The sequence below is a fragment of the Pseudomonas muyukensis genome, from assembly GCF_019139535.1.
GTDB lineage: Bacteria > Pseudomonadota > Gammaproteobacteria > Pseudomonadales > Pseudomonadaceae > Aquipseudomonas > Aquipseudomonas muyukensis.
In genome coordinates this window covers 3,551,791-3,576,834 of sequence record NZ_CP077073.1, presented here as the reverse complement: position 1 = coordinate 3,576,834, position 25,044 = coordinate 3,551,791, and the positions used below count along the sequence as shown (strand labels likewise).

Annotated in this window: 25 protein-coding genes and 1 pseudogene; 10 read left to right on the top strand and 16 right to left on the bottom strand. The window is 65.5% G+C overall.

The features are described 5' to 3' along the window. Positions 1-14 precede the first annotated feature (14 nt). Entirely contained in the window at positions 15-344 is a 330-nt protein-coding gene (locus tag KSS95_RS15990; RefSeq protein ID WP_217854001.1) for a hypothetical protein, read from the top strand. A 119-nt stretch (positions 345-463) separates the two neighbouring features. Here the strand turns inward: KSS95_RS15990 and KSS95_RS15985 are convergent, their stop codons facing one another. Further along, on the bottom strand, positions 464-1,186 hold the full coding sequence (locus KSS95_RS15985) for an META and DUF4377 domain-containing protein (protein ID WP_225935513.1): 723 nt from the start codon (positions 1,184-1,186) through the stop codon (positions 464-466). Between the two features lie 411 nt (positions 1,187-1,597). Between KSS95_RS15985 and fos the strand changes: the two genes are divergently transcribed. After that, the gene (fos, locus tag KSS95_RS15980) at positions 1,598-2,008 is read left to right on the top strand and encodes a fosfomycin resistance glutathione transferase (protein ID WP_217848044.1); all 411 of its coding nucleotides are present in this window, start codon (positions 1,598-1,600) and stop codon (positions 2,006-2,008) included. Here the strand turns inward: fos and KSS95_RS15975 are convergent. Beyond that, positions 1,981-2,532, bottom strand: coding sequence for a GNAT family N-acetyltransferase (locus KSS95_RS15975; protein ID WP_437179552.1), 552 nt, complete (start codon positions 2,530-2,532; stop codon positions 1,981-1,983). The two genes, fos and KSS95_RS15975, sit on opposite strands and share 28 nt — an antisense overlap. 289 nt (positions 2,533-2,821) lie before the next feature. On the opposite strand from KSS95_RS15975, the gene KSS95_RS15970 reads away from it, so the two are divergent. Next, positions 2,822-3,322, top strand: a complete 501-nt coding sequence (locus tag KSS95_RS15970) for a methylated-DNA--[protein]-cysteine S-methyltransferase (RefSeq protein ID WP_217848043.1) — start codon at positions 2,822-2,824, stop codon at positions 3,320-3,322. Positions 3,323-3,331: 9 nt separating this feature from the next. Here KSS95_RS15970 and KSS95_RS15965 read toward each other — a convergent pair whose 3' ends face one another. Continuing rightward, positions 3,332-3,574, bottom strand: coding sequence for a hypothetical protein (locus KSS95_RS15965; protein ID WP_217848042.1), 243 nt, complete (start codon positions 3,572-3,574; stop codon positions 3,332-3,334). 96 nt (positions 3,575-3,670) lie between these two features. On the opposite strand from KSS95_RS15965, the gene KSS95_RS15960 reads away from it, so the two are divergent. Further along, the gene (locus KSS95_RS15960; RefSeq protein WP_217848041.1) at positions 3,671-4,180 is read left to right on the top strand and encodes a DUF2867 domain-containing protein; all 510 of its coding nucleotides are present in this window, start codon (positions 3,671-3,673) and stop codon (positions 4,178-4,180) included. 3 nt (positions 4,181-4,183) lie between these two features. Here the strand turns inward: KSS95_RS15960 and KSS95_RS15955 are convergent, their stop codons facing one another. After that, positions 4,184-4,693 carry a DUF3016 domain-containing protein gene (locus tag KSS95_RS15955; protein WP_217848040.1) on the bottom strand — a complete coding sequence of 170 codons (510 nt, stop codon included), beginning with the start codon at positions 4,691-4,693 and terminating at the stop codon, positions 4,184-4,186. 75 nt (positions 4,694-4,768) lie between these two features. Here KSS95_RS15955 and KSS95_RS15950 point away from each other — a divergent pair, with 75 nt between their 5' ends. Further along, the gene (locus KSS95_RS15950) at positions 4,769-5,455 is read left to right on the top strand and encodes a metallophosphoesterase (protein WP_217848039.1); all 687 of its coding nucleotides are present in this window, start codon (positions 4,769-4,771) and stop codon (positions 5,453-5,455) included. On the opposite strand, the gene KSS95_RS15945 is transcribed toward KSS95_RS15950, so the two are convergent. Beyond that, positions 5,433-6,047 carry a LysE family translocator gene (locus KSS95_RS15945; RefSeq protein ID WP_217848038.1) on the bottom strand — a complete coding sequence of 205 codons (615 nt, stop codon included), beginning with the start codon at positions 6,045-6,047 and terminating at the stop codon, positions 5,433-5,435. The genes KSS95_RS15950 and KSS95_RS15945 overlap by 23 nt on opposite strands. 146 nt (positions 6,048-6,193) lie before the next feature. Here KSS95_RS15945 and KSS95_RS15940 point away from each other — a divergent pair, with 146 nt between their 5' ends. Beyond that, positions 6,194-6,613 (top strand): RDD family protein, encoded by a 420-nt coding sequence (locus KSS95_RS15940; protein WP_217848037.1) that lies wholly within the window; start codon positions 6,194-6,196, stop codon positions 6,611-6,613. A 677-nt stretch (positions 6,614-7,290) separates the two neighbouring features. On the opposite strand, the gene KSS95_RS15935 is transcribed toward KSS95_RS15940, so the two are convergent. Further along, positions 7,291-8,139 carry a helix-turn-helix transcriptional regulator gene (locus KSS95_RS15935; RefSeq protein ID WP_217848036.1) on the bottom strand — a complete coding sequence of 283 codons (849 nt, stop codon included), beginning with the start codon at positions 8,137-8,139 and terminating at the stop codon, positions 7,291-7,293. A 133-nt stretch (positions 8,140-8,272) separates the two neighbouring features. Here KSS95_RS15935 and KSS95_RS15930 point away from each other — a divergent pair, with 133 nt between their 5' ends. From KSS95_RS15930 to KSS95_RS24835, 3 genes and pseudogenes are all read left to right on the top strand, one after another. Continuing rightward, entirely contained in the window at positions 8,273-8,896 is a 624-nt protein-coding gene (locus KSS95_RS15930; RefSeq protein WP_217848035.1) for a LysE family translocator, read from the top strand. A 531-nt stretch (positions 8,897-9,427) separates the two neighbouring features. Next, positions 9,428-9,667: pseudogene (locus tag KSS95_RS24840) on the top strand (methyl-accepting chemotaxis protein); the annotation flags it as partial. A 33-nt stretch (positions 9,668-9,700) separates the two neighbouring features. After that, on the top strand, positions 9,701-10,147 hold the full coding sequence (locus KSS95_RS24835) for a CZB domain-containing protein (protein ID WP_437179617.1): 447 nt from the start codon (positions 9,701-9,703) through the stop codon (positions 10,145-10,147). On the opposite strand, the gene KSS95_RS15920 is transcribed toward KSS95_RS24835, so the two are convergent. From KSS95_RS15920 to KSS95_RS15880, 9 genes are all read right to left on the bottom strand, one after another. After that, a complete protein-coding gene (locus tag KSS95_RS15920) occupies positions 10,135-10,410 on the bottom strand; it encodes a peptidylprolyl isomerase (RefSeq protein ID WP_133323846.1) in 276 nt (91 codons plus the stop codon). The genes KSS95_RS24835 and KSS95_RS15920 overlap by 13 nt on opposite strands. A gap of 81 nt (positions 10,411-10,491) precedes the next feature. Next, positions 10,492-12,441, bottom strand: coding sequence for an acetoacetate--CoA ligase (locus tag KSS95_RS15915; protein ID WP_217848033.1), 1,950 nt, complete (start codon positions 12,439-12,441; stop codon positions 10,492-10,494). An 80-nt stretch (positions 12,442-12,521) separates the two neighbouring features. Then, the gene (hbdH, locus tag KSS95_RS15910; RefSeq protein ID WP_217848032.1) at positions 12,522-13,292 is read right to left on the bottom strand and encodes a 3-hydroxybutyrate dehydrogenase; all 771 of its coding nucleotides are present in this window, start codon (positions 13,290-13,292) and stop codon (positions 12,522-12,524) included. An 11-nt stretch (positions 13,293-13,303) separates the two neighbouring features. After that, entirely contained in the window at positions 13,304-14,695 is a 1,392-nt protein-coding gene (locus KSS95_RS15905) for a GntP family permease (RefSeq protein WP_217848031.1), read from the bottom strand. A 263-nt stretch (positions 14,696-14,958) separates the two neighbouring features. Then, entirely contained in the window at positions 14,959-16,344 is a 1,386-nt protein-coding gene (locus tag KSS95_RS15900) for a sigma-54 interaction domain-containing protein (RefSeq protein ID WP_217848030.1), read from the bottom strand. Between the two features lie 165 nt (positions 16,345-16,509). Next, positions 16,510-17,526: an ABC transporter permease gene (locus KSS95_RS15895; protein WP_217848029.1), complete on the bottom strand. Its 1,017-nt coding sequence runs from the start codon at positions 17,524-17,526 to the stop codon at positions 16,510-16,512. Next, positions 17,526-18,584, bottom strand: coding sequence for a microcin C ABC transporter permease YejB (locus KSS95_RS15890; RefSeq protein WP_217848028.1), 1,059 nt, complete (start codon positions 18,582-18,584; stop codon positions 17,526-17,528). Before KSS95_RS15890 ends, KSS95_RS15895 begins: the two co-directional genes overlap by 1 nt. Further along, on the bottom strand, positions 18,581-20,497 hold the full coding sequence (locus KSS95_RS15885; protein WP_217848027.1) for an extracellular solute-binding protein: 1,917 nt from the start codon (positions 20,495-20,497) through the stop codon (positions 18,581-18,583). The genes KSS95_RS15890 and KSS95_RS15885 overlap by 4 nt, the downstream gene beginning before the upstream one ends. Positions 20,498-20,510: 13 nt before the next feature. Continuing rightward, the gene (locus KSS95_RS15880; protein ID WP_027594867.1) at positions 20,511-20,792 is read right to left on the bottom strand and encodes a peptidylprolyl isomerase; all 282 of its coding nucleotides are present in this window, start codon (positions 20,790-20,792) and stop codon (positions 20,511-20,513) included. A 164-nt stretch (positions 20,793-20,956) separates the two neighbouring features. On the opposite strand from KSS95_RS15880, the gene KSS95_RS15875 reads away from it, so the two are divergent. Beyond that, on the top strand, positions 20,957-23,176 hold the full coding sequence (locus tag KSS95_RS15875) for an immunoglobulin-like domain-containing protein (RefSeq protein ID WP_217848026.1): 2,220 nt from the start codon (positions 20,957-20,959) through the stop codon (positions 23,174-23,176). A 77-nt stretch (positions 23,177-23,253) separates the two neighbouring features. Here KSS95_RS15875 and KSS95_RS15870 read toward each other — a convergent pair whose 3' ends face one another. Then, on the bottom strand, positions 23,254-24,315 hold the full coding sequence (locus KSS95_RS15870; RefSeq protein WP_217848025.1) for a 3-deoxy-7-phosphoheptulonate synthase: 1,062 nt from the start codon (positions 24,313-24,315) through the stop codon (positions 23,254-23,256). Positions 24,316-25,044 lie beyond the last annotated feature (729 nt).

Sequence of the window (25,044 nt, the reverse complement as noted above, 5' to 3'; positions counted from 1 at the left end):
TGGATCAATTGCAAATGCTAATTTTTCGTATTCTTGTTTGCTCGACCGTGCTTGCTTCCCTTGCAGGCTGCGCTACCCCCGGCGAGCCAACCGGTAGCAAACTCACCCGCAAAACCCCAGAGGCATATGCCGCCTGTGTGCTGCCCAAGTGGCAGGCGTTGGCGCCGCAGACCACGCAGAAATCGATTTCCAATGGTTATCGAATCACCGCGTCCAGCTCGGTGACCTCCGATGATGTGCTGGAAGTCGTCAAATCCCACGATGGCAGTCGCGCCACGTTCTACAAAGGCAGCTTCCTGTCGACCAACCACCTGCGCCAGGCCGCTAAAGCCTGCCTGGATTGAAGGCATTCACAGCGATGTGAGGCGAGGCTTGGGCATGGGCGCGCACCCGCACAGGTGACCCCGCTCATTGCCCGCGGGGTGAGGCGGCAGGCCATGGACGATGGCCTGCCGGGGGGCTGTCAACGCTTGCCCGAAGCGTCCTGCTCGACCACCAGGTCCAGGACATAGACCTGCGAGGGTGCGTCGGCGGGGGCGTTCTTCCACGCGTACTGCTTCACCCGCAATACGTTGCGCACACCGTCCTGGTGCTCATAGCCCTCGATGGACTGGTACAGCGGGTGCCAGGTGTCCTGGGTCGGCAGTTGCAGGCCGGCGTCGTCATAGCGGCGCTCGCGCACTTGCAGGCACTGGTAGTTCGGGATCAGCGGGTGGCTGCACTTGACGGTCTTGGCGGCCACTTCCAGGAACTTGATCTCGCCCTTGCTGCCGTAGCGGGTCTCTGGGGTGGCCTCGCCCTGGAACTTGAGGACCGCGCCGTCCTGGGTGGTCAGCTGCAGCACTGGCTCCGGAGTCTGGCCGCTGATGGCGGTACGCAGGTCACCTTTAAGCAGGCGGCCGATCTGGGCGTCCAGGTCCATCAGGCTCTTTTCGCACGCCATCAGGGTCGAGGCGAGGGACTGCACCTTGAGCACGCCGTCCTGGTAGCTGTAGCCACCGAACTGGCCGTTGCAGCCGCCGCTGATGTTCAGGTTCTGTTCGCCGAAGGTCAGCCGCAACTTGCGCTCGACACCCTTGGCCAGGGCGGCGATGGGCTTGCCCGAGGCGTCGGTGGCCGACACCAGGGTCCAGTAATAGGCCGGGAGTGCCGGCTGGGTGGCGACAGTGGCGCTGGTTGCAGGCATCGAGGGCGATCCTTCGTGTGGGGTGGAAGCCGAAGTGCAGGCCTGGAGGAGGGCGGCACACACGGCCACGAGGAGAAGATTCTGTTTCATGATTCGCTCTTTTCAGCCTTGAAAAATAAAGGGCGGCATTTGCTGCACCCGCCGGTAACCCAGGGCTCGAGGCCGTCCGGGGCTGGCCCGTTGCAACAACCTCTGCCGTTACCGATGGCAATGGGACAGCATTGGATCCGTTCGGTTTCATGGTGGCAGGCCGCGAGGATGTTGCCAAATATTGCATGAGCGGCGTTGCGTCATGAGGGGCGGGGGTGAAACGGCTTGTTTGGTGAACCCTCCTCTGGGTAAAGTCGCGGCGAACACGCCAGGGCGCGTGGTCAGCCTCGCCGGCAAGTCCGGCTCCTACAGGGATTTGCCATGCTGGCCGGTTTCAATCACCTGACCCTGGCGGTCGCTCAATTGCCGCGCAGTGTCGATTTCTACCACCAGGTGCTGGGCTTCAGGCTCGAGGCTCGTTGGGCCCGGGGCGCCTACCTGAGCCTGGGGGATCTGTGGCTGTGCCTGGCGCTCGACCAGGTCCAGGCCCAAGACCTGCAGCGCAACTACACCCACTATGCGTTCTCGATCACCCAGCAGCACTTCAGCGCTTTCGCGCAACGCTTGCGCGAGGCCGGTGTAGCGCTGTGGAAGCAGGACACCAGCGAGGGCGAGTCGCTGTACTTTCTCGACCCTGACGGCCACCAGCTCGAAGCCCATGTCGGTGACCTGCGCTCCAGGCTGGCGGCTTGCCGGGCCAAGCCCTACGAGGGCATGCAGTTCTTCGATTGAGGCGCCGCCGGGCGGCGCAACCGCGCCATGTACAGGGCATCGACCAGCTGGCCGTCGCGCACCGCATAGTCGCGCAGACGGCCCTCGACCTCGAAGCCGAACTTGCGGTACAGCGCCTGGGCGGCTTCATTGTCGGCATAGACGGTGAGCTCGAGGCGCGCCAGGTTCATCCAGTTGTCGGCAACCTCCAGTGCGCCCGCCAACAGCCGTGAGCCGATGCCCTGGCCCTGCCAGGCCGTGGCAACGCCCATGCCCAGCACGCCGGCATGCATGCGCCGCACCCGGCTCACTTGCTCGAGGCCGATATTGCCGATGACCTGGCCCTGGTGCAGCGCCACCAATTGCAAGTGCCGTTCGCTGTCCCCTGTCAGGCGCCTGCGCCAGGCATCGGCCGCCTGAAAAGGCATCTGCAGGACCTGGCGGCATACCGCCGCTTCGTTGTACAGCGCGGTGACGCCTGGCACATGGGCTTCGGCAAAGCGTTCGAGGGTAATCTGCGGGTTGGGCGAGGGCACTTTATTCATCCTTGGCAAGACCAGTGGCAAGCTAGTGTGGTGTTTCACAAATAACGACCACAATTCACGGTGCTTTTTGCGCCCATGCTGCGTTGTCGCTCCTCGCCGTAGCTGGGCTACGACTCGTCGCGACGCCTTGCTTGGGCACAAAAATCACTCGCGAATTATTGGTCGTATTTGCAAAACACCACACTAGTGTACGGCGCGACCAAGAAACGCTGCCAGAGCAAGAAACCGAGTGCGCATCCACCCCGGCCTGGGTAGAGTGCCTCGATCAGCCACTGCCCGGAGCCTGTCCATGTCCTGTGCCTTCACCTTGCTGCAATCGCCGGTCGGCACCCTCACCCTGGTCGCGCGCGGCGAATGCCTGGCGGCCGTGCTGTGGGAGCAGGAGCGAGAGAACCGGGTGCGCCTGGGCGCGCTGCATCGCGACGACCAGCACCCGACCTTGCGGGAAACGGCCCGGCAGTTGGGCGAGTACTTCGCCGGGCAGCGCCAACGCTTCGACCTCGCGCTGGATTTCGCCGGCACGGCATTTCAGCGCCAGGTATGGGCGGCGCTGCTGAGCATCCCCTTTGGCCAGACCCGCAGCTACCGCGATATCGCCCAGCAGATCGGCCACCCCAGCGCGGTGCGGGCGGTGGGCGCGGCCAACGGGCGCAACCCGATCTCGATCATCGCCCCGTGCCATCGGGTGATCGGCGCTTCGGGCAGCCTCACCGGGTTTGCCGGCGGCCTGCCGGCCAAGCAGTACCTGCTGGCGCTCGAGGGGCGGCAAAGCCTGGCGTTGGCGTTCTGAGCCAGGTGTTCAGCCGAGCCAGGCCGCCAGGCTCACCAGCAGCAAGGTCGAAGCCGTGCCGACAAACAGGCTGTAGTGCCGATGGGCACGCCGCGCATGTTCCTCGACTTCCCGCAGGTACTGCCCAGCTGGCGGCGCGTCAGGGCGGTGGCGCAGGCCTTCGGCCAGGTCGGCCAGGCGCCCGCGGATCAACAAGCCCACCAGGTAGTAGCTGGCGCCGTAGCTGGTCAGGGTCAACAACAGGTATTTCATGTCGCCGCTTCCTTGGCGTTGAGACAAGCCCCGAGGATACTATCGGCGCAGCCGCCTTCACCAGGCGCCAGGCTTGGATTTCATGGAAGAGCATCGATGACCCGTACCGCCACCATTCCCGCCGACTCACTCATCGCCGCGCATGCGGCCCAGGCCAGTTTTCGCCATTGTCGGGCTATCGTCCTCGCCGATGAGCAGCAGCCGGCCATGGCCCTGTTCTTGCGGCTGATGGCCGACATGCCGGGCTGGATCGACCAGCTGATGGCAGTGCGCAACCGTCTGGTGGCGCCATTGGGCCTCAAGGACCTCGGGCGTCTGACCGCCATCGATCCCGTCCGTGACGCCGACAGCTACCAGCCGGGCGAGCGGGTGGGGATCTTCACCTTGCTCGCCAACCAGGCGCACGAGGTGCTGCTCGCCGATTGCGACCGTCACCTGGACGTGCATATCGCCCTGCTGCGCCGCCCGCTCGCCGCAGGCCAGTGCGAAGTACGGGTCAGTACGGTGGTGCGCACCCACAATTGGCTGGGGCGGCTGTACATGCTGCCGGTGGCGCCATTTCACCGTTTGATCGCGCCGATCGCCCTGCGTCGGTTGCGCGTCTGACCGTCAGGACGCAGGCCTGGCGAAGCGCAGGCGGAACCAGTCGTCGAGCATGGCTTTTTCGGCAAACAGCTGGTCACTGCTGCCAAGACGCCCCGGTCGGCTGAGGTACATCTTGTCGCTCAGGCGCTCTTCGGCCTTTTGCGGCGCTTGTCCAGGTTGCTCCAGTGTGTAGCTCAGGTCGATGCTCGGCCAGGTGATATCGCGCATGAAACGCACATCGTAGGCATTGCCGTGCCAGGGCTCGAAGCGTCCGGCCAGGTCGATGTCGCGGATATCGATGAGCAGGTGCTGCCCGGGACGCAAGTAGCGCTGGCCGAGTTTGTGCAAGTGCTGGCGGAGGGCCTCGAGCACTTGCGGGTCGGCGCCGCGTGAATAGCCGGGGCTGTCGAGGCTGGCGTCGCGAAAGCGTTGCGGGTGGTCGAAACGCACCTCGACCTGCGCGGTCGGGGTGCCCTGTGCCATGCTGTCGAATGCCAGCACCATCAGCAGGCTACAGGCCAGGGCGGTACGCATGATGCACCTCCGGGTGCGGACGGCTTGCCTGTCTATTTTACGCCGCTGTCGCGACCGTAGCAGAGGAACGATGCAATGAACGCTTTTCGGCGGCTAGCCGCCAATACCCGGGGGCGCGATCTGGCCGTGGGGGACATCCATGGGCATTTCGGGCGTTTACAGGCCTGCCTGGACGCGGTGGGGTTCGATCCTGCGCTCGATCGCCTGTTCAGCGTGGGGGACCTGGTCGACCGTGGCCCGGACAGCCTGCAGGTTTTGGCGTGGCTGGCCAAGCCCTGGTTCCATGCCGTGCAGGGTAACCACGAGACGCTGGCGATCAATCACCTGTGCGGCGGTCGCGTCGACCTGGAAACCTACCGCGCTGTCGGTGGCGGCTGGTTCCTCGATCTACCAGCGCAGGCGCAGCGGCCTTTTGTCGAGGCGTTCCAGCAACTGCCCGTCGCACTGCAGGTCGAAACCGCCGACGGCCCGGTTGGCTTGCTGCACGCCGACAGCCCCTTCAGCGACTGGGCGCAGGTGCCCGAGGGGCTGGACGATGCGGCGGTTCGGGAAGTGTGTCAGTGGTCGCGGCGGCGCCTGCAGACAGCAGACAGCACGCCTGTGCAGGGGTTGCGCGCCTTGCTGGTCGGCCATACGCCGGTGCCTGCGGTCAAGGTGCTGGGCAATGTCTGGCACCTGGACACCCGTGGCTGGAGCAGTGGCTGTTTCAGCCTGCTGGACCTTGCCAGCCTGACCGTGGTCAGCCCCACAGCAGATGCATGAGCACGCCAGCGGCGAGCAGCATCAGCAATATCCCCGAAGCCCGTTCCAGCCAGGGCAGGGCCAGGCCGAAGCGGCGTAGCACCCGGTGGTTGCCGATGGCCATGGCCACCAGCAGGTCCCAGAGCAGCACGGCACTGAACATCCAGCTGCCATAGGCCAGCTTCACCAGGGCGGCGCTGCCGGCGACCATGCTCGCCAGGCTGGCGTAGAACAGGGCGTTCTTGGGGTTGAGGATGCCCGAGGCAAAGCCCATGCCCAGGTTGCCCAGCCACCCCGTGGCCGTTGCCGGGCCTTGGCCTGGTTCCAGGCGGCTGTGCCCGGCATGACGTAAAAACAGTTGGCCGATGTACAGCAGGTAGGCGCAGCCGACCAGTTGCAAGGTGATGAACAGGGCGCTGCCGGCCTGCAGAAACGACACCCCGGCAAAGGCTGCGGCAATGAACACGCCGTTGGCCAGCGCCACTCCCAGGCAGGCGCCGCTGGCCACGCGCCATCCTGCGCTGGCAGCGGCGCGGGCGATCAGGAAGAAGTCCGGGCCGGGGGAGAGCAGGGCGAGGAAGTGGGCGGCGGCGATGATCAGGAACTGTTGCATGGGGCGGTTTCCTTGCAGGCAAAACCGCAGTCTGGCGGTGCTCGAACGCGGGGTATTGAAGATTATTGCAAGGGCACTGATACGGCGCTAAACCCGCGCGAAAACTGGCCGATACAAGGGCTCACCCCTTGCAATGGAATGGATTCATGAGCAGTTCCGATACCCCGACCACCTATCAGAAACCCAAGAACCTTGCTGGCTTGGGCCGACGCTGGGGCGGGCAGATGATCGATGTGCTGGTTACCTACGCGATTTTCTTCGTGACCTTCAGGGTCGTCGAGTTCTTGCCGCTGCCCGAGCAGATGGCCACGTTGCTCGCGCTGGGGGTGCCGCTGGCGTACTACCTGTTCTCCGATGCCTTGCCCAATGGCCAGAGCGTGGGCAAGAAACTGTTGGGGATCTGTGTGGTGGACGAACGCAGCTACCTCAATTGCAGCCTTGGGCAGTCGTTCGTGCGTAACATCACGACGCCGTTCCTGAGCATCTTCGACTGGATCTTCATCTTCTTCGGCTCGCGCAAGCGGCTGGGCGACATGCTGGCCAACACCATCGTGATCAAGGCCTGAGGCCGCGCGGCGCCTGGTTCGCCAGCAAGGCTGGCTACGGGTGTTGCAGGCCGTAATCGGCGTAGGAGCCGGCTTGCCGGCGAACACCGGCATGGCCGGTGCCATCCACCGCGGCGCCTGGTTCGCCAGCAAGGCTGGCGCCTACGGGTGTTGCAGGCCGTAATCGACGTAGGAGCCGGCTTGCCGGCGAACACCGGCGCAGCCGGTGCCATCCACCGCGGCGCCTGGTTCGCTAGCAAGGCTGGCGCCTACGGGTGTTGCAGGCCGTAATCGGCGTAGGAGCCGGCTTGCCGGCGAACACCGGCGCAGCCGGTGCCATCCACCGCGGCGCCTGGTTCGCCAGCAAGGCTGGCGCCTACGGGTGTGCAGGCCGTAATCGGCGTAGGAGCCGGCCTTGCCGGCGAACACCGGCGCAGCCGGTGCCATCCACCGCGGCGCCTGGTTCGCCAGCAAGGCTGGCTCCTACGGGGGTTGCAGGCTGTAATCGGCGTAGGAGCCGGCATTGCCGGCGAACACCGGCGCAGCCGGTGCCATCCACCGCGGCGCTTGGTTCGCCAGCAAGGCTGGCTCCTACGGGCCAGGCAGGTCGCAATCAGGGTAGGAGCCGGCTTGCCGGCGAACACCGGCACAGCCGGTGCCAAGCACCGCGGCGCCTGGTTCGCCAGCAAGGCTGGCGCCTACGGGCCGCTGCCCGTCATCGCGGCGCCTGGGGGAATGGCGGATGCCCGATACACCCCAGGCGTCACCCCCGCATGGGCCTTGAATACCCGCTGGAAATGCGCCTGGTCGGCAAACCCCAGGCGGTAGGCAACCTCCGCCAACGCCTGCCCCTGGCGCAACAGCCTGCGCGCCTGGTTCACCCGGGCGTTAAGCAGGTAAGCATGGGGCGTCAGCCCTGTGGCGGCGGCAAAGGCGCGAATCAGCTGGTAACGCCCCATGCCGGCCTGCTCGGCCAACTGCCCCAGGTTCACCCCGTCCAGCGCCTGCGCCTCGAGCCGCCCCAGCAGTTCGCCCAGCAGCGACGGTTGCAGCGCTGGCGCCGGCAGCAGGGCCGGGTGCGCGGCAAAGTCCTGGTCGCCGATGAACGCCACCAGCGCGGCCTCTTTCGCAAGCGGCGGCACCGCCGAAAACAGCAGCGCATTGAGTGCACAGAACTGCCGGTAGACAGCCCTCGATCGCACGATCCGTGCCACGGCCCCCGGCTGCGCGGCGGCCACCCCAGACTCCAGGCGCAGGTTGCCCAGCCATTGGGCATCCAGGTGCAGCATCTGGTAGCTCCAGGCCTGTCCCGGCTCGGGATTGCAAGCATGCACCCGCTCGGCAGGCACCAGCACCAAGGTGCCCGGCGTCAGCCGCACCTCACCCTCACCGGCGCCGGTAAAACGGCTGAACCCGGCGTCCACCGCGCCGATGGACAAACTCGGGTGGCTATGGGCGCGGTAACAGGCACGGCTTTGGCAGGCGCGGCGGCTTTCGACGTAGGGCAGCGCCGGGTCGTGCCAGATTTCGCTGCGGTGAGGGGACATGGCCGGCGACCTGGAGGCTGGCGGAAAATCGCAGTCTACCTGCTGGCCACTGTGCCGGTCATTCGGCGCGTCGCTGTGCTTGACGCGGCGACCCGACGGGCGCGACGCTGCGAGCCCGCGAAGGAGAATAAGAATGGACCTGTCGAGCCTGCTGCTGTTCATCCCTGCCTGTTTTGCCCTGAACATGGCCCCCGGGCCGAACAACCTGCTGTCGCTGCACAACGCCAGCCGCTATGGCCTGCGCACCGCCTGCGTGGCTGGTGCCGGGCGCCTGCTGGCCTTCAGCGGCATGATCGCCCTGGCGGCCATGGGCCTGGCAGTGGTGCTGCATACCAGCGAATACCTGTTCCTGGCGATCAAGGTGCTGGGCGCCGGCTACTTGTTCTACATCGCCTGGCAGTTGTGGCGGGCACCGCTGGCGCAGGCCGCAGGCACTGGCGAGCAGCCTCGCGGCACCTGGAAGCTGGCGCGCCAGGAGTTCTGGGTGGCGGCGGGCAACCCCAAGGCCATCCTGATCTTCACCGCGTTCCTGCCGCAGTTCGTTGCGGTGGGCAGCACCGTCCCGGTCGGCGAGCAGTTCCTGCAACTGGGCGCATTGTTCCTGTTGCTGGAGTGGGCGGCCATTGCCATCTATGCCGGGCTCGGTGCCTACCTGCAACGCTGGTTCGAGCGGCCCGGGCCGCGCCGGCTGTTCAACCGGGTCAGTGCTTCGTTGCTGGGCTGCGCGGGCCTGGGCCTGTTGGCCGCGCGCCGCTGACGGGCTGATCCGCTGTTTTAACCGCCAGGTGATGCTTGTGCCGTTGCCCGGATGCTGGGAGCTTTAACGGTTAATGCCCGCAGCGGTGTCGGGCATCAAGCGGTGGGCGCGTCCCAGGAGCCAAGTGTGAAGTGGTGGAACAAAGCAGGCCAGCAGGATAAGCACATCAACGACCTGAACAACGCCTTGCAACAGGTGCGCGAGCAACTGGCCGAAGCGCAACAGCGTGCCGCCGCCGCCGAGGCGCAGGCCACCCTGTTGTCGCAGGAGAACCAGGTGCTCACCCGTCTGGCGGGCAACCTGTCGGCGTTCTCGCAGTCCCTGGAAATGACCCAGACCTCGTTCGCCAGCCTGGCCCACAGCATGGAGCAGGAGCGCGAGTACGCCATTCGCATCCAGGGCATCGCCAGCAACAACCAGAGCAGCATCGATGCGATCGCCGACAACCTTGAGCAACTGGCCGATGCTTCTGGCGAGGCATCGGAAAAGGTCGGCAAGCTCGACCACCAGGCCCAGCAGGTTGGTGGTGTGCTGGAAATCATCCGCGAGGTGGCGGACCAGACCAACCTGCTCGCCCTGAACGCGGCCATCGAGGCGGCGCGGGCCGGTGATGCCGGGCGCGGTTTTGCCGTGGTGGCCGACGAAGTCCGGACCCTGGCCCGGCGTACGGCCGACGCCACCGCCGAAATCGGCACGCTGGTCTCGGCGATTCGTGCCGACAGTGCGCAAAGCCGCGGCCACATTGCCAGCCTGGCCGAACAGTCGTCGTCCTACAGTGCCGTGGGCCAGTCTGCGGCCAGTACCATGCGCCAGTTGCTGGACATGTCGACGGTGGCGGAAAGCTCGGCATCGGTGTCGGCGCTGCGCAGTTTCTGCGAGCTGGCCAAGCTCGATCACCTGCTCTACAAGTTTCGCGTGTACAAGGTGTTGTTCGGGGTGTCGCAGGAGGGGCTGGCGGACTTCACCGACCACACCGGCTGCCGCCTGGGCAAGTGGTACCGCGAGGGCGATGGCGCCCGGCACTATGCCCACCTGGCCGGCTACCTGGAGATCGACGCGCCCCACGCAGCCGTGCACCGTGGTGCATTCGATGCGCTCAATGCCCATGTGGCGGGGGATACCGCGGCCATGCTCAAGGCCGTGGCCGACATGGAGCGCGCCAGCCTGGGGGTGCAGGAGGGGCTGGAACGGGTGGTGGCCAGCGGCGAGCAAGCGCCGGCCCTGCTGCAGCGGCGGGCTCAGTCGCGATAGAAGGTCTGCACCAGGTGGTAACCGAACTTGCTCTTGATCGGGCCGTGCACCACGCGCAGGGGCTTCTTGAAGATCACCTGGTCGATGGCGCCGACCATCTGCCCTGGGCGCACCTCGCCCAGGTCGCCGCCGCGCTTGCCCGACGGGCAGGTGGAGAACTTCTTCGCCAGCACGTCGAAGGCCTCGCCGTTGGCGATGCGCTGCTTGAGTTTCTCGGCCTCTTCAGCGGTCTTGACCAGGATGTGGCGGGCTTGGGCTTTCATGGTGGGGTACCTGTGTTTCGGCGCAAAAAGGGCGCCATTATGCCGCGTCGGGGTGCAAGCGCAAGCGCGCTGGCGATCGGCTCAGCGCAGTTCCGGACGGTCGCGAAACTGCTCCAGCGCCTCGGGGTTGGCCAGCGCGTCGGTGTTCTTCACCGGTAAGCCGTGCACCACATTGCGAATCGCCAGCTCCACCAGCTTGCCGCTGAGGGTACGGGGGATGTCGCTGACCTGGGCGATCACCGCCGGCACATGGCGCGGCGTGGCGAACTGGCGGATCACCTGGCGAATGCGCTGGCGCAGCGCGTCGTCCAGTTGCAGGCCGTCACCCAGGCGCACGAACAGCACCACGCGCACGTCGCCTTGCCAATCCTGAGCGATGGCCACGCTTTCCAGCACTTGCTCGACCTTCTCCACCTGCCGGTAGATCTCCGCCGTGCCGATGCGCACGCCGCCGGGGTTGAGCACGGCATCGGAGCGGCCATGGATGACCAGGCCGCCTGTCGGCAGTTGCTCGGCATAGTCGCCCTGGCACCAGACCCCCTCGAACTGGCTGAAGTACGCCTGGTGATAGCGGCTGCCATCGTGGTCGCCCCAGAAGCCCAAGGGCATCGAGGGGAAGGGATGGATGCACACCAGTTCGCCTTTCTCGCCGGTGACCGGCTGGCCCTGCTCGTTCCACACCTGCACCGCCATGCCCAGGCCCTTGCCGGCGATTTCACCACGGCGCACCGCCAGCAACGGGTTGCCGAGCACGAAGCAGGCGACGATATCGGTCCCCCCGGACATCGACGCCAGGCACAGGTCGGCCTTGAACTGGCGGTATACATAGTCGTAGCTGTGGGGCGACAGCGGCGAGCCGGTGGACAGTATCAGCCGCAGGCTGTCCAGCCGATGGGAGCTGGCCGGCTTGATCCCGGCCTGCTCCAGCGCCGCCAGGTACTTGGGGCTGGTGCCGAAGGCGTGGATGCCTTCGGCGTCGATCAGGTCCACCAGGCGCTCGGGCCCAGGGTGCAACGGCGAGCCATCGTACAGCACCAGGGTGGCGCCCAGCGCCAGGCCACTCACCAGCCAGTTCCACATCATCCAGCCGCAGGTGGTGTAGTAGAACAACACCTCGTCGGCCTTCAGGTCGTTGTGCAGGCCGTGCTCCTTGAGGTGCTGCAACAGCACGCCGCCGGCGCGGTGGACGATGCACTTGGGCACGCCGGTGGTGCCGCTGGAGTAGAGGATATACAGCGGGTGGTCGAAGGGCAGCGCGGCGAAGGTCGGGCTGCCACCGGGCTGGAAGAAGTCATTCCACAGCGTGGTCGGCACCGGGCCGAATTCATCGGCACAGGTGGCGGCGCGGCTGTGCGGCAGCACCAGCAGGTGCTGCAGTTGCGGCAACTGGGCGAGTACCTGGTTGAGCGTGTCGACCTGGTCGAAGGTCTTGCCGGCGTACTGGTAGCCGGCGCAGGCGATCAACAGCCGCGGCGCGATCTGGCTGAAACGGTCGATGATGGCGTGGGCGCCGAACTCCGGCGAGCAGCTGGACCACACCGCCCCAAGGCTGCTGGCGGCGAGCATGGCGACCAGGGTCTGCCAGGTATTGGGCATTACCGCCGCAATGCGATCGCCGGGCTGGATGCCGAGCTGGCGCAGGGCCTGTTGCAGCCCGGCCACCTGGGCGGCCAGCTGGTTGTGGGTGAGGCTGTGGCGGCTGCCATCCTCGCCCACGGCGATCACGGCCGGGCGGTCGTCGCGACGTTGCAGCAGGTGTTCGGCGAAGTTCAGGGTGGCGCCCGTGAACCAGCGCGCGTCGCTCATCCGCGGGCCTTCCACCAGGGTGCTGCTGGGCGGGGTATGCCAGCGCACCTGGAAGTATTCGGCCAGGGCCTGCCAGAACGGCGCGCGCTGCTCGATGCTCCAGCGGTGCAGGGCGGGGTAGTCGCCCAGTTGCAGGTTGAAACGCAAGTTGACCCAGCGGCGGAAGGCGTCCATCCGGCTGGCTTCGATCTGGCGGGTGGTGGGGCGCCAGAGTACGTCGTGCATATCAGGAACCCTCAAAGGTCGGGTGGCCGCAGGTAGGCGCCGGCCAAGGCCGGTGCCATCCTCCTTTCACTCTAGCCGTTTCACTGCGCCAGCCAACCGCCATCGACATTCCAGGCCGCGCCGCGCACCTGGCTGCCGGCCTCGCTGCACAGGAACAGCGCCAGATCGCCCAGATGGCCAGGGGTGACGAAGGCCAGCGACGGTTGCTTCTCTGCCAGCAGGTCGTGTTGCGCTTGCAACGGATCGCCACCGTTGGCCGCGCGGTCATCGATCTGTTTCTGTACCAAGGGGGTCAGCACCCAGCCGGGGCAGATGGCGTTGCAGGTGACATTGCTGGTGGCGGTCTCCAGGCCGATCACCTTGGTCAGGCCGATTACGCCGTGCTTGGCCGCGACATAGGCGGCCTTGCCGGTGGAGCCGACCAGCCCGTGCACCGAGGCGATGTTGATGATGCGCCCCCAGCCACGTGCCCGCATGCCCGGCAGGGCCAGGCGGCTGCCATGGAACACCGCCGACAGGTTCAACGCAATGATCTTGTCCCAGGCCTCGACCGGGAACTGTTCGACCGGCGCCACATGTTGGATGCCGGCATTGTTGACCAGGATGTCCACCGCGCCGAATTCACGCTCGGCCATGGCGAACATCTGTTCGATCTGCGCGACATCGGACAGGTCGGCGGGATGATGGGCGACTTTCACCCCGTGGCGGGCGATTTCGGCGATGGCCGATGCCGGGTCGCCGAAGCCGTTGAGCAGGATATTCGCGCCGGCCTCGGCGAGCACCTGGGCGATCCCTAGCCCGATGCCGCTGGTGGAACCGGTGACCAGTGCGGTCTTGCCTTTGAGTGTCATGTCGTTCTCCTTCAGACGATGCCGGTGGCGTAGAACGTGGCGATGACCACGAACACGGCCAGGGTCTTGATCAGGGTAATGGCGAAAATATCCTTGTAGGCCTCGCGGTGGGTCAGCCCGGTCACCGCCAGCAGGGTAATCACCGCGCCGTTGTGCGGCAGGGTGTCCATGCCGCCGCTGGCCATGGCGGCGACCCGGTGCAGCACCTCCAGCGGAATGTGCGCGGCGTTGGCCGCGGCGATGAAACTGTCGCCCATGGCCGCCAGGGCGATGCTCATGCCACCGGAGGCGGAGCCGGTGATACCGGCCAGCAGGGTGACGGTAATGGCTTCATTTACCAGCGGGTTGGGAATACCGCGCAAGGCGTCGGCCAGGACCAGGAAGCCCGGTAGCGAGGCGATGACCGCGCCAAAACCATATTCCGAGGCGGTGTTCATGGCCGCCAGCAGGGCGCCGCTCACGGCGCTTTTGCTACCTTCGGCCAGGTGCTGGCGAAGGGTGCCGAAGGCGCACACCAGGACCATCAGGATGCCCACCAGCAAGGCCGCCTGCACCGCCCAGATCGCCGTGAGCTTGGCCACATCGCTTTGCACCGGCGCGCCCATGCCCGGCAGTTGCAGGCTGTGGCTGGCGCCATACCACTGCGGGATCCAGTGGGTGAACAGCAGGTTCATCACCCCCACCAGGATCAGCGGCGCCAGGGCCAGCCAAGGATTGGGCAGCACGATGTCGTCGGCGGTCTGCGGTTCGTTGCGCAGGTTGCTGCCATAGCCTTCGCCGGTGCGCCGGGCCTTGTTGCGCTGGCGCTGCAGGTAGAGCATGCCGGCGCAGAACACGAACAGCGTGCCGATCAACCCCAGCCAGGGCGCGGCCCAGGCGGTGGTGTTGAAAAAGCTGCTGGGGATGATGTTCTGGATCTGCGGGGTGCCGGGCAGGGCGTCCATGGTGAAGGAGAACGCGCCCAGGGCGATGGTTGCCGGGATCAGCCGCTTGGGGATGTCGCTTTGGCGGAACATCTCGGCGGCGAACGGGTACACCGCGAACACCACCACGAACAGCGAAACGCCGCCGTAGGTGAGCAGGGCGCACACCAGCACAATCACCAGCATCGCCTGGCGGGTGCCGAGCAGGCCGATGGCGGCGGCGACGATCGAACGGGAGAAGCCCGACAGCTCGATCAGCTTGCCGAACACCGCGCCGAGCAGGAATACCGGGAAGTACAGCTTGATGAAACCGACCATTTTGTCCATGAACACCCCGGTGAAGGCCGGGGCCACGGCGGCGGGGTCAGTGAGCAGCACCGCGCCGAGGGCGGCAATGGGGGCGAAGAGGATGACGCTGTAGCCGCGGTAGGCGGCGACCATCAGCAGGGCAAGGGCGGCGAGGGCGATGAGCACGGTCATCGAGGGGGTCTCCAACTGTTGTTTTTATGGTTGGATCGGCTGTTAGCGATATTCGTGCCATCTGTGTAACTGCTTGATTTTGTTGAAAAAATAATTGATGAGCAGCCAATTTGTCTCGATCTTGAGACGTTCGTCGATCCCCTGTAGGCGCCGGCTTTGCCGGCGAACACCGGCATAGCCGGTGCCATCCACCGCGTTGTCTGGTTCGCCGGCAAGCCGGCTCCTACAGGGTTGCTCATCTCTGTTTGGAGACTTTATTCCCCTTATTGAGACGAAATGCCCAGCGCGACCATTTTCTTGTACAGCGTCGAGCGCCCCAAGCCCAATGCCTGCGCAGCCTGCGGTACATTTCCGGCATTGCGCGCAAGGGCATCGACAATCAACCCCCGCTCGAACTGAACACAGGCCTCGCGATAGCCCAAAGCTGGCGTGGCGACCTGCACCGGGCTCATCGGCCCCAGCGCATTGGCCAGGTCCTGCGCGCTCAATCGTGGCTGGTCCGCCAGCAAGGTCGTGCGCTCCAGCACATTGCGCAGCTCGCGAATATTCCCCGGCCAGGCATGGCGCCCCAGTAGCGCCTGGGCCTCAGGTTCCAACTCATACTGGCTGCCCAGCTCGGCGAGGATCGCCTCGCACAAGGCCGGCAGGTCCTCCAGGCGCTCGCGCAGCGGCGGCACCTCGATCGGCAGCACATTCAGCCGGTAGTACAGGTCGGCGCGGAACGTCCCACGGGCCATGGCCGCCTGCAGGTCGATGGAGGTGGCGGCGATGATCCGCACATCGCTGCGCAGCATCTGGTTGGAGCCCACCGGTTCGTACTCCTTCTCCTGCAGCACCCGCAGCAGCTTGCTTTGCAAGGCCAGGGGCATGTCGCCGATCTCGTCCAGAAACAGCGTGCCGCCTTCGGCCAGTTGCAGCTTGCCGCTGCGCCCCTTGCGCTCGGCGCCGGTGAAGGCGCCGGGGGCGGTGCCGAAGAACTCGGCCTCGAGCAAGGTCTCGGGGATCGCCGCGCTGTTGATGCTGACGAAGGCCTTGGGCGCCCGTGGCGAGGTGGCGTGGATGGCATGGGCCAGCAGTTCCTTGCCGGTGCCGGTCTCGCCCAGCAGCAGCACCGGCGAGTCGCTGGCGGCGCCACGTCGGGCCCGGCGCTTGGCCTCAAGGCACGCAGCGCTGCTGCCGACGAACTGGGCGAAGCTGTAGCGCGCCTGGCGCGCGCGCAGTTGCGAGCGGGTGCTGGCCAGCTCCTGCTGCAGGGCCGCATAGCGCTTGAGCAACGGTGACAGGCTGCGCAGCTCGTCGAACAAGGCGAAGCCGATGGCGCCGATCAGCGCGCCCTGGTGGTCATGGATCGGCAGGCGCATCACCACCAGTGGCTCGTTGGCGGTGTCGAGCATGTCCAGCAGGATTGGCTTGCCGTTGCTGACCACCTCGCGCATCAGACTGCCGGGGATCACCGCTTCGCAGGGTTGGCCGATGGCGCTGGCGGCGTCGGCCAGGCCAAAGCGCCGGGCATAGCGCTCGTTCATCCAGACGATGCGCGCCTGGCGGTCGACGATCACCGTGCCCTCGCTGGACTGCTCGATGATCTCGAACAGCGAGCGGATCGCCAGTTGCCGGACCTGGGGGTAGTCCTTGAGGTTGTCGTGCATGGTGGGTATCCATTGGGCCAGCATTTGCGCGGAACCTGTAGGCGCGGCCTTGTGTCGCGAAAGGGTTGCGCAGCAAGCCCGACCACTCTTGCAACACATCGAACCGCTGGGGCCGCGTTGCGGCCCTTTCGCGACGCAAGGCCGCTCCCACAAATTGTGATGTTTCTACCGGCGTGGATCGAACGCCTCGCGCAGCGCATCGCCAATGAATACCAGCAACGACAGGATCAACGCCAGGGCAAAGAACGCGGTGAAGCCCAGCCAAGGCGCTTCCAGGTGCTGCTTGCCCTGGGTCACCAGCTCGCCCAGCGAGGCACTGCCCGCTGGCATGCCGAAGCCGAGAAAGTCCAGCGCGGTGAGGGTGGTGATTGCCCCGGTGAGCATGAACGGCACATAGGTCAGGGTCGCATTCATGGCATTGGGCAGGATATGCCGCAGCATCACCTGGGTGTCCGGCAGGCCCAGTGCCCGCGCGGCCTTCACATACTCCAGGTTGCGCCCGCGGAGGAACTCGGCGCGCACCACATCGACCAGGGCCAGCCACGAGAACAGCGCCATGATCCCCAGCAGCCACCAGAAACCCGGCTCGACGAAACCGGACAGGATGATCAGCAGGTACAGCACCGGCAACCCCGACCACACTTCCAGCAAACGTTGACCGAGCAGGTCGACCCAGCCGCCGTGGTAACCCTGCAGGGCGCCGGCGCTCACGCCGATCAGCACGCTGAGCAGGGTCAAGGCGAAGGCGAACAGCAGCGACACCCGGGTGCCGTACAGCACCCGTGCCAGCACATCGCGGCCCTGGTCGTCGGTGCCCAGCCAGTTGACCGTGCTCGGCGGGCTGGGGGTGGGCACCTGCAGGTCGTAGTTGGGCGTGTCGGCGCTGAACGGGATCGGCGCGAACAGCATCCAGCCGCCCTGGCCCTCGATCAGCTGGCGCACGTACTGGCTGCGGTAATCGGGCTGGAACGGCAACTGGCCGCCGAACTGCTGCTCGGTATAGCGCTTGAGCGCCGGGCTGTAGAGCTGGCCCTGGTAGCCGAGCAGCAGCGGCTTGTCGTTGGCCACCAGCTCGGCGCCGAGGCTCAGCAGCAGCAACGCGGCGAACAGCCACAGCGCAACCCAGCCACGGCGATTGCCGCGAAAGCGTTGCAGGCGGCGCCGAGCGATGGGCGACAGCATCAGCGGCCCCCCGCGTCGAAGTCGATGCGTGGGTCGAGCCAGGTGTAGCACAGGTCGCCAACCAGGCGGATGAGCAAGCCGGCCAGGGTGAAGATGAACAAGGTGCCGAACACCACCGGGTAGTCCCGCGACACCGCCGCTTCGTAGCTCAGGCGCCCCAGACCGTCGAGGGAGAAGATCACCTCGATCAGCAAGGAGCCGGCGAAGAACACCGTGATCAGCGCCTGCGGCAGCCCGGCCACCACCAGCAGCATGGCATTGCGCAGCACATGCCCGTACAGCACCCGGCGCTGGCTCAGGCCCTTGGCCCGGGCGGTGACCACGTACTGGCGCGAGATCTCCTCGAGAAAGGCGTTCTTGGTCAGCAGGGTCAGGGTGGCGAAGCCGCCGATCACCAGCGCGCCCACCGGCAGCACCAGGTGCCAGAAGTAGTCGGCCACTTTGCCCAGCAGGCTGAGCTGGTCGAAATCGTCCGACACCAGGCCGCGCACCGGGAACCAGTTGAGCGAGGTGCCGCCGGCGAACAGCACGATCAACAGCAGGGCGAACAGGAACGAGGGCAGGGCGTATCCGATGACGATCAGCGCGCTGCTCCAGGCATCGAAGCGGCTGCCGTGGCGCACTGCCTTGCGTATGCCCAGCGGGATCGACACCAGGTAGGTGATCAGCGTCGCCCAGAAACCCAGCGACAAGGTGACCGGCAGCTTGTCGAGGATCAACTCGGTGACCTTGGCGCCGCGAAAGAAGCTCTGGCCAAAATCCAGCCGGGCGTACTGGCCGAGCATCAGCCACAGGCGCTCGGGGGCGGACTTGTCGAAACCGTACTGGTGCTTGATCTGCTCGATCAGTTTCGGGTCCAGGCCACGGCTGGCCCGCGAGCCGCCCTGCAGCGCCTCGACCCGTGCGCCCGGCGCGCCGCCGCCGATGCCCTGCAAGCGGGCCACGGCCTGCTCCACCGGCCCGCCGGGCGCGGCCTGGACGATGGCGAAGTTGACCAGCAGGATCGCCAGCAAGGTCGGCACGATCAGCAACAGCCGGCGCAGGATATAAGCCGTCATGGCGTTTTCTCCTGGCGGTCGGCCATCTGCGCGCCGGTCAACGGCGTCGGGCTGATCTCCCACCAGGTGTCCAGGCCTTCGTCATAGGCGGCCTGCACCTTGGGCAGGCCGAAGCGGTTCCACCACACTGTCGAACTGCCTGGCGGGTAATAGTTGGGGATCCAGTAGTAGTTCCATTGCAGCACCCGGTCCAGGGCATGGGCATGGCGCAGCATGTCGGCCTGGCTGCTGGCCCGCACCAGGCCATCGAGCAGGTGGTCCACGGCCGGGTCCTTGAGCACCATCAGGTTGTTCGAGCCGGGGTCGTTGGCCGCGGCCGAGCCGAAATAGGTATACAGCTCGCTGCCCGGCGACAGGGTGACCGGGTAGCCGGTGACGACCATGTCGTAGTCGCGGGCCATCACCCGGTTGACGTACTGCGCCGCGTCGATGTTGCGGATGTTCAGCTCGACGCCGATCTGCGCCAGGTTGCGTTTCCACGGCAGCAGCAGGCGTTCCAGGCCCGACTGGCCGTTGAGGAAGGTGAAGCTCAGCGGTTCGCCCGCCGCATTCACCAGGCGATCGCCCTGGGGCCGCCAGCCGGCGGCCTGGAGCAGGGCAAGGGCCTGCAGCTGTTGCCCGCGAACGATACCCGAGCCGTCGCTGACCGGGGCCCTGAACACCTGCTTGAACACGTCGTCCGGCACCTGCCCGCGCAACGGTTCGAGCAGCTTGAGCTCGCCGGCGTCGGGCAGCGCGCGGGCGGCCAGCGGGGTGTTGGAGAACAGGCTCTGCTGGCGGATGTACAGGTTGCGCATCATCTGCCGGTTGCTCCACTCGAAGTCCCAGAGCAAGGCCAGTGCCTGGCGCACGCGACGGTCCTTGAACGGCGGCTTGTCCAGGTTGAACACGAAGCCCTGGGCGATCTGCGGCTTGGCCGGGCCCAGGTGGGCGCGGCGCAGGCGCCCGTCGTCCAGCGCCGCGCCGTTGTAGCCCAGGGTGTAGGCCGTGGCGGAGTATTCGCGGTTGTAGTCGTAGCCGCCGCCCTTGAGCACCTGGCGGGCGACTTCGGTGTCGCCGAAGTACTCGATGCGGATCCGCGCGAAGTTGTACAGGCCGCGGGCCACCGGCAGGTCACGGGCCCACCAGTTGGGGTCGCGCTCGAAGGTGATGCTGCGGCCGTTGTCGATGCGGCCGATGCGGTAGGGGCCGCTGCCCAGCGGCGGGTCGAAACCGGCGCCGTTGGCAAAGTCACGCTGCTGCCAATCGTGCTCGGGCAGCACCGGCAGGCCGGCCAGCTCCAGGGGCAGGGTACGGCCATGGCCCGGCTTGAAGTCGAAGCGCAGCTGGCGCGGGCCTTCGACCGTCACGCCGCTGACGTCGGCGAACTGCGTGCGGTACTTCAGGCTGCCCTGGCCCATCAGCAGGTCGAAGCTGAAGCGCACGTCCTCGGCGCGCACCGGCTTGCCGTCGGCGAACCTGGCCCGTGGGTCGAGGTAGACGCGCAGCCAGGCATCCTCGGGGCCGCGTTCCAGGCGCTGGGCGATCAGCCCGTAGACCGTGTAGGGCTCATCCAGCGAGCGCAGCGCCAGTGGCGCGTACAGCCAGCCATCGACCTGGCTGACGCCGGTGCCTTTGTCGATGTACGGCAACACATGGTCGAACTGGCCGATCTCCATGGCCGAGCGGCGCAGGCTGCCACCCTTGGGGGCCGCCGGGTTGACGTAGTCGAAGTGCTGGAAGTCGGCGGGGTAGCGGGGGGCTTCACCGTAGACGGTGAGGGCGTGGGTCGGGGCGGCGTTGGCCATGCATGACAACAGCAGGCCACAGAGGCCCTGCAGGAGCGGATGGATCCGCGATAGCGTCTTCCCAGGCAACGGCATTGCCTGTCCCGGTGCTACCGCGGAGGAATCCGCGCCTACAGGGGCGGTCATTGTCGGCGATGACTTAGTCCTGGCGGCTGGTCACTTCCAGCAGGTGGTAGCCGAACTGGGTCTTCACCGGGCCCTGCACCACGTTCAGCGGCGCGCTGAACACCACGGTGTCGAACTCACGGACCATCTGGCCCGGGCCGAACGAACCCAGGTCGCCGCCCTGGCGGCTGGACGGGCAGGTGGAATTGGCCTTGGCGACTTCGGCGAAGTCGGCACCGGCTTCGATCTGGGCCTTGAGTTCGTTGCACTTGTCTTCGCTGCTGACGAGGATGTGACGGGCAGTGGCGCGGGCCATGGGGTAACTCCTTGAGTAAAAAGGCACAGGGTAGCCCAAAAGCGATGTCTTGGCAGCGTGCTGGAGCCCTCGACCTGTTATTTCTACCAGTTGTGCCGTCAAGGGGCGTGCAGTGCAATGGGCCGAGGAGCCAACCCACCCCCGGCATATTGGAGATGATCGAGATGAGCAGGTTCAAGGACTTGGTCGAAGAAACAGGAACCCCCGCGCCAGCAGCGGACCCAGTGCCGAGGCCAGGCACGGAAGGGCCGCAGGATGGCCTGGGTTTGATGGTGATCAGCGATGAGCTCAACGAACGTGACAAGTTCAGGCGCATGGTATGGCCTAACAGCATCAGCCTCAATGATGCGGGGGTATGGCCCGCGCAGCCCCTGCCACTGATCGAGCTTCCGAATGATGAAAACGCCATCATCGGTATTAATCGGAGCATGGTTTTTAACAACGAAAAAGGCTTGCCGATCCTCCTGCAGCGCCCTGAGAACCTTCAGCTGGGCGAGGCTCATCACTTTTGCCACCCCGAGGGTGCGAACCCAGAGACAGGCAAGTCAATACACCCAATCACTGAACTAGACCCCACTGAGGACATCCTTAAATGGGTGCTCGAAAATGAAATGCCACCGGTACCTGCGCCGGAGGGGGTGGAGCTAGTCTGGTACACGAGGTTCATCAGGCAGCCTAGCGGTAACCAGGAGACTTCCCCGGCGATCAAGGTGCTCTACAAGACCTCGATTCCGGGTGGCGACAAGCAGCTACCTGCGCTCAAGGTGGCGCTGCCGAGGCGGCTGAACAACGAGGATGAGGTCAGCTTCACCATTGCCACTTACGACAACAGACGCAAAAACGACAAGATCACCCTCGCAGTTGAAAATTTGCACTTCACCTTCACCGTGACCAGTGGCGGCACCGAAGACCTGCGCTTTACCTTGACGGGCCTGCAGTTGGCTAGCCTGCGCGGGCGTAAAAAATGGACGGTGCAATGGACCGTACAGGATGTGGTCGAGAACAAGGCCGCGAAGGGGTGGTCCGAGACGACCGAGGTTTATCCGGAGTACGCTGCGGTGTTCCCGGAATTGTGGGTGTATAACGGTGTGGTCAACGACGCTAGTCGCATTCGCACCGCAATTGGCGTGGGCGCTGTGCATCCGAGTGGGCTCGTTCTTAGGCTGCGTGCCAACGATCTCGACTTCGACACCAATGATGTGGTCAGGATCGGTTACGTCATCATGCGGGCCGACGGGACTGAGCTACCGTATGCCAGGCTTGACGAGGTGACCATCAGGGACACGGAAATCAACTACCACGTGCCGTTCGCTAGCGCGGCGCAGGTGCTAAAGGACCATATTGGCGACCGCGTCCGGTTCTTCTACAACGTGTTCCGCGATAACACTGCATTCGGCACCTCGAGGCGGCTGTTCTTGAATATCAGCACAGCCAGCGCCTTCGACTTGCTCAAGCCCACTTCTGCCGATGTGTTGGGCGACCTGCTTTACCTGAACCCGCAGCGCACCGAGGTGAGCTTCACCGTGCCGTTCGTGGCAGGGCTGGAGAACGCGCACGTGGAACTTTGGATGAACAATGGAGACAAGGACTCTCCGTCATTCCCAGGGCAATTTGGCGCTACCGGAAACATCGAAATCAAGCTGCCGGAAGAACAGTTCAGAGGCAACGAGTGGCGCAGGGTGACTGTGCGCTATAGGGTGATAAACGAGGGGCAGGAGCTGGGGCGTTCCGCTCCGCTGGAGTTCACCGTGATGCCAGCCCTGGGCCTGGCTACCAGTGAGATGATACTGAGTGGGCTGTCGGTGAAACTACCCGGTAGGCCGAGAAGCGGCAAGGAGTCACTGGGTAATACTGAGACACGCCAGGCGAGGGGAGGGAGTGGCCATTATAGCTACGAATCGGGCAATACCAAGGTAGCGAAGGTAGATGGCAATGGCCTGGTAGTTGGCGAAGGCAATGGCTCCACGACCATCACCGTGCGCGATACGGTAACAACGGTGGCGGTTACTTATAAGGTAGTGGTGAGCAACATATGGAAGGTGGAGCAATTGCCTGGCGTGTTCAACATCTACCAATACAGGGATTGGCTCAGCAACAACCATGGCAACAAGGCCCGCACCGTCATGACGCGCGACCACTGGTACGATCTTGCGCGTGTCTATACCCACCCGTTCGGCAATAACCTGCCGTGGGTAGGGTGGGAGTCGGTGCGCGGTTTCATTACTTGGCATTGGTGGCAGCAGTCCTTTGCTCACCCGAACCAGCCGCCCTATAACTTCAACTGGACCCAGTATTGGACGAACATGCACCTTGAAAAAGAAAAAGGCCTTGCGCTGTTCAATCGAACCGCCCCGGTGTTGGTCGTTGCACCTTTGGACGCCTGACGCACCCTGATGTCAACACCCGTGAGCGGCGCGCACGGCTTCGAGCCCTGCGCGCCGCTCACATCGAGGCGCAGGCGTCAACGCCGTTGCGCTGCCCCTCGCAACAACGCGGCGGTGGCCTCCCAACCCAGGCACCCATCGGTAATCGACACCCCGTATTGCAGCGCGCCCTTGCCCAGCGCCTGGCAGCCCTCGAACAGGTGCCCCTCGATCATCATCCCGACGATCGAACGGTCACCGGCCAAACGTTGTTGCAACACTTCCTCGAACACTGCCGGCTGGCGTGCTGGGTCCTTGCGGCTGTTGGCGTGGCTGCAGTCGACCATGATCCGTGCCGGCAGCCCGGCCTTGGCCAGCCCCTGGCGCGCCTGGGCGATGCTCTGCGCGTCGTAGTTCGGGCCTTGGTGGCCGCCGCGCAGCACCAGGTGGGTGTCCGGGTTGCCCAGGGTTTCGATGATCGCCGGATGGCCTTGCGCGTCCATGCCGAAATGCCGGTGCGGGTGCGCGGCGCTGCGCATGGCGTCGCAGGCGATGGCGACGCCGCCGTCGGTGCCGTTCTTGAAGCCTACCGGCAGCGCCAGGCCGCTGACCATCTCGCGGTGGATCTGCGATTCGGTGGTGCGTGCGCCGATGGCGGCCCAGCCCAGCAGGTCGTCGAAGTAGCCGGCGGCCATCGGCTGCAGCAGTTCGGTGGCTACCGGCAGGCCGCGTTCGAGCATGCCCAGCATCAGCCCGCGGGACAGGGCGATGCCGGCGTGCATGTCGTCGCTGCCATCGAGGTGCGGGTCGTAGGCCAGGCCTTTCCAGCCCACGGTGGTGCGCGGTTTTTCCACGTAGGCGCGCATCACCAGCAGCAGTCGGTCATCGACTTCGCGGCTGAGGGCGGCGAGGCGCTCGGCGTATTCCAGGGCCGAGCGCGGGTCGTGCAGCGAGCAGGGGCCGACCACGACCAGCAGGCGTTCGTCGCGGCCTTCGAGAATGGCGCGGATCGCCTGGCGCTGGGCCTGGACTTGCTGGGTGAGTTCGCTGGACAGCGGCATCTGCTGCTTGAGCAGGTGTGGGCTGGGCAGGCGCTGGCTGACGGTGGTGTTGGCCGCTTGCGGCTGGGTCAGGGGCAGGGCGAGGTGGGTGGCTTGCATGGCGTGTTCTTCCTTGGGCGGACAGCGGGTTCTGGCCCGCGCGGTCGGCCCTATCGAGGTGTTCGACAGATCGTCGAAAGGGGTGTTTGTGCGGCAATGCCACCGGAAATCGACCGAACGGAGGCGGCAGGCTGGCCCGAACGGAACTGGCTAAATCGCCAGGCGAAAGTGCGGTAATAGGTGGTGTAGTTCATGGATCTGTCCTCAAGCTGAATCGGTGTGTGAAGGCCCGGAAAAACAAAACCCCCGGTCGGGGAGCCGACCGGGGGTTTGAGTATTCTCATGTTCGGCGGCCCCTCGAAGGTGGGCGCCGGATGGGGATCGGCGCCTAGTGGCTAAACCAATACCCAAAATAAAACGAGGCGACAGCGTTACGACCGGCAACGGCCAGCACGCGGTGCGCGGCGCGACCGGTGTGATGGGCGGGGTTGCAGGATTGTTTCGACATGTTGCTCTCCAGTGATCGAGACCGAGCTTACTGCACCTGCGTGGGGGCGTTCAATCATTAAATGCTATCGGGGTGATTGGGCGTTGTGGGGACCGCGTTGCCGGGTTCGCCAGCAAGGCTGGCGCCTACGCGGGGTAGGGATGGCGCAGATAGCGTTGTAGGAGCCGGCCTTGCCGGCGAACACCGGCGCAGCCGGTGCCAGCGGATCCCCACTTCCGGTTGTGGCAGTGGGGCAAGTTCCCCTGGATCGCGACTGCTTGTTCTTAACTAACTGAAAAATA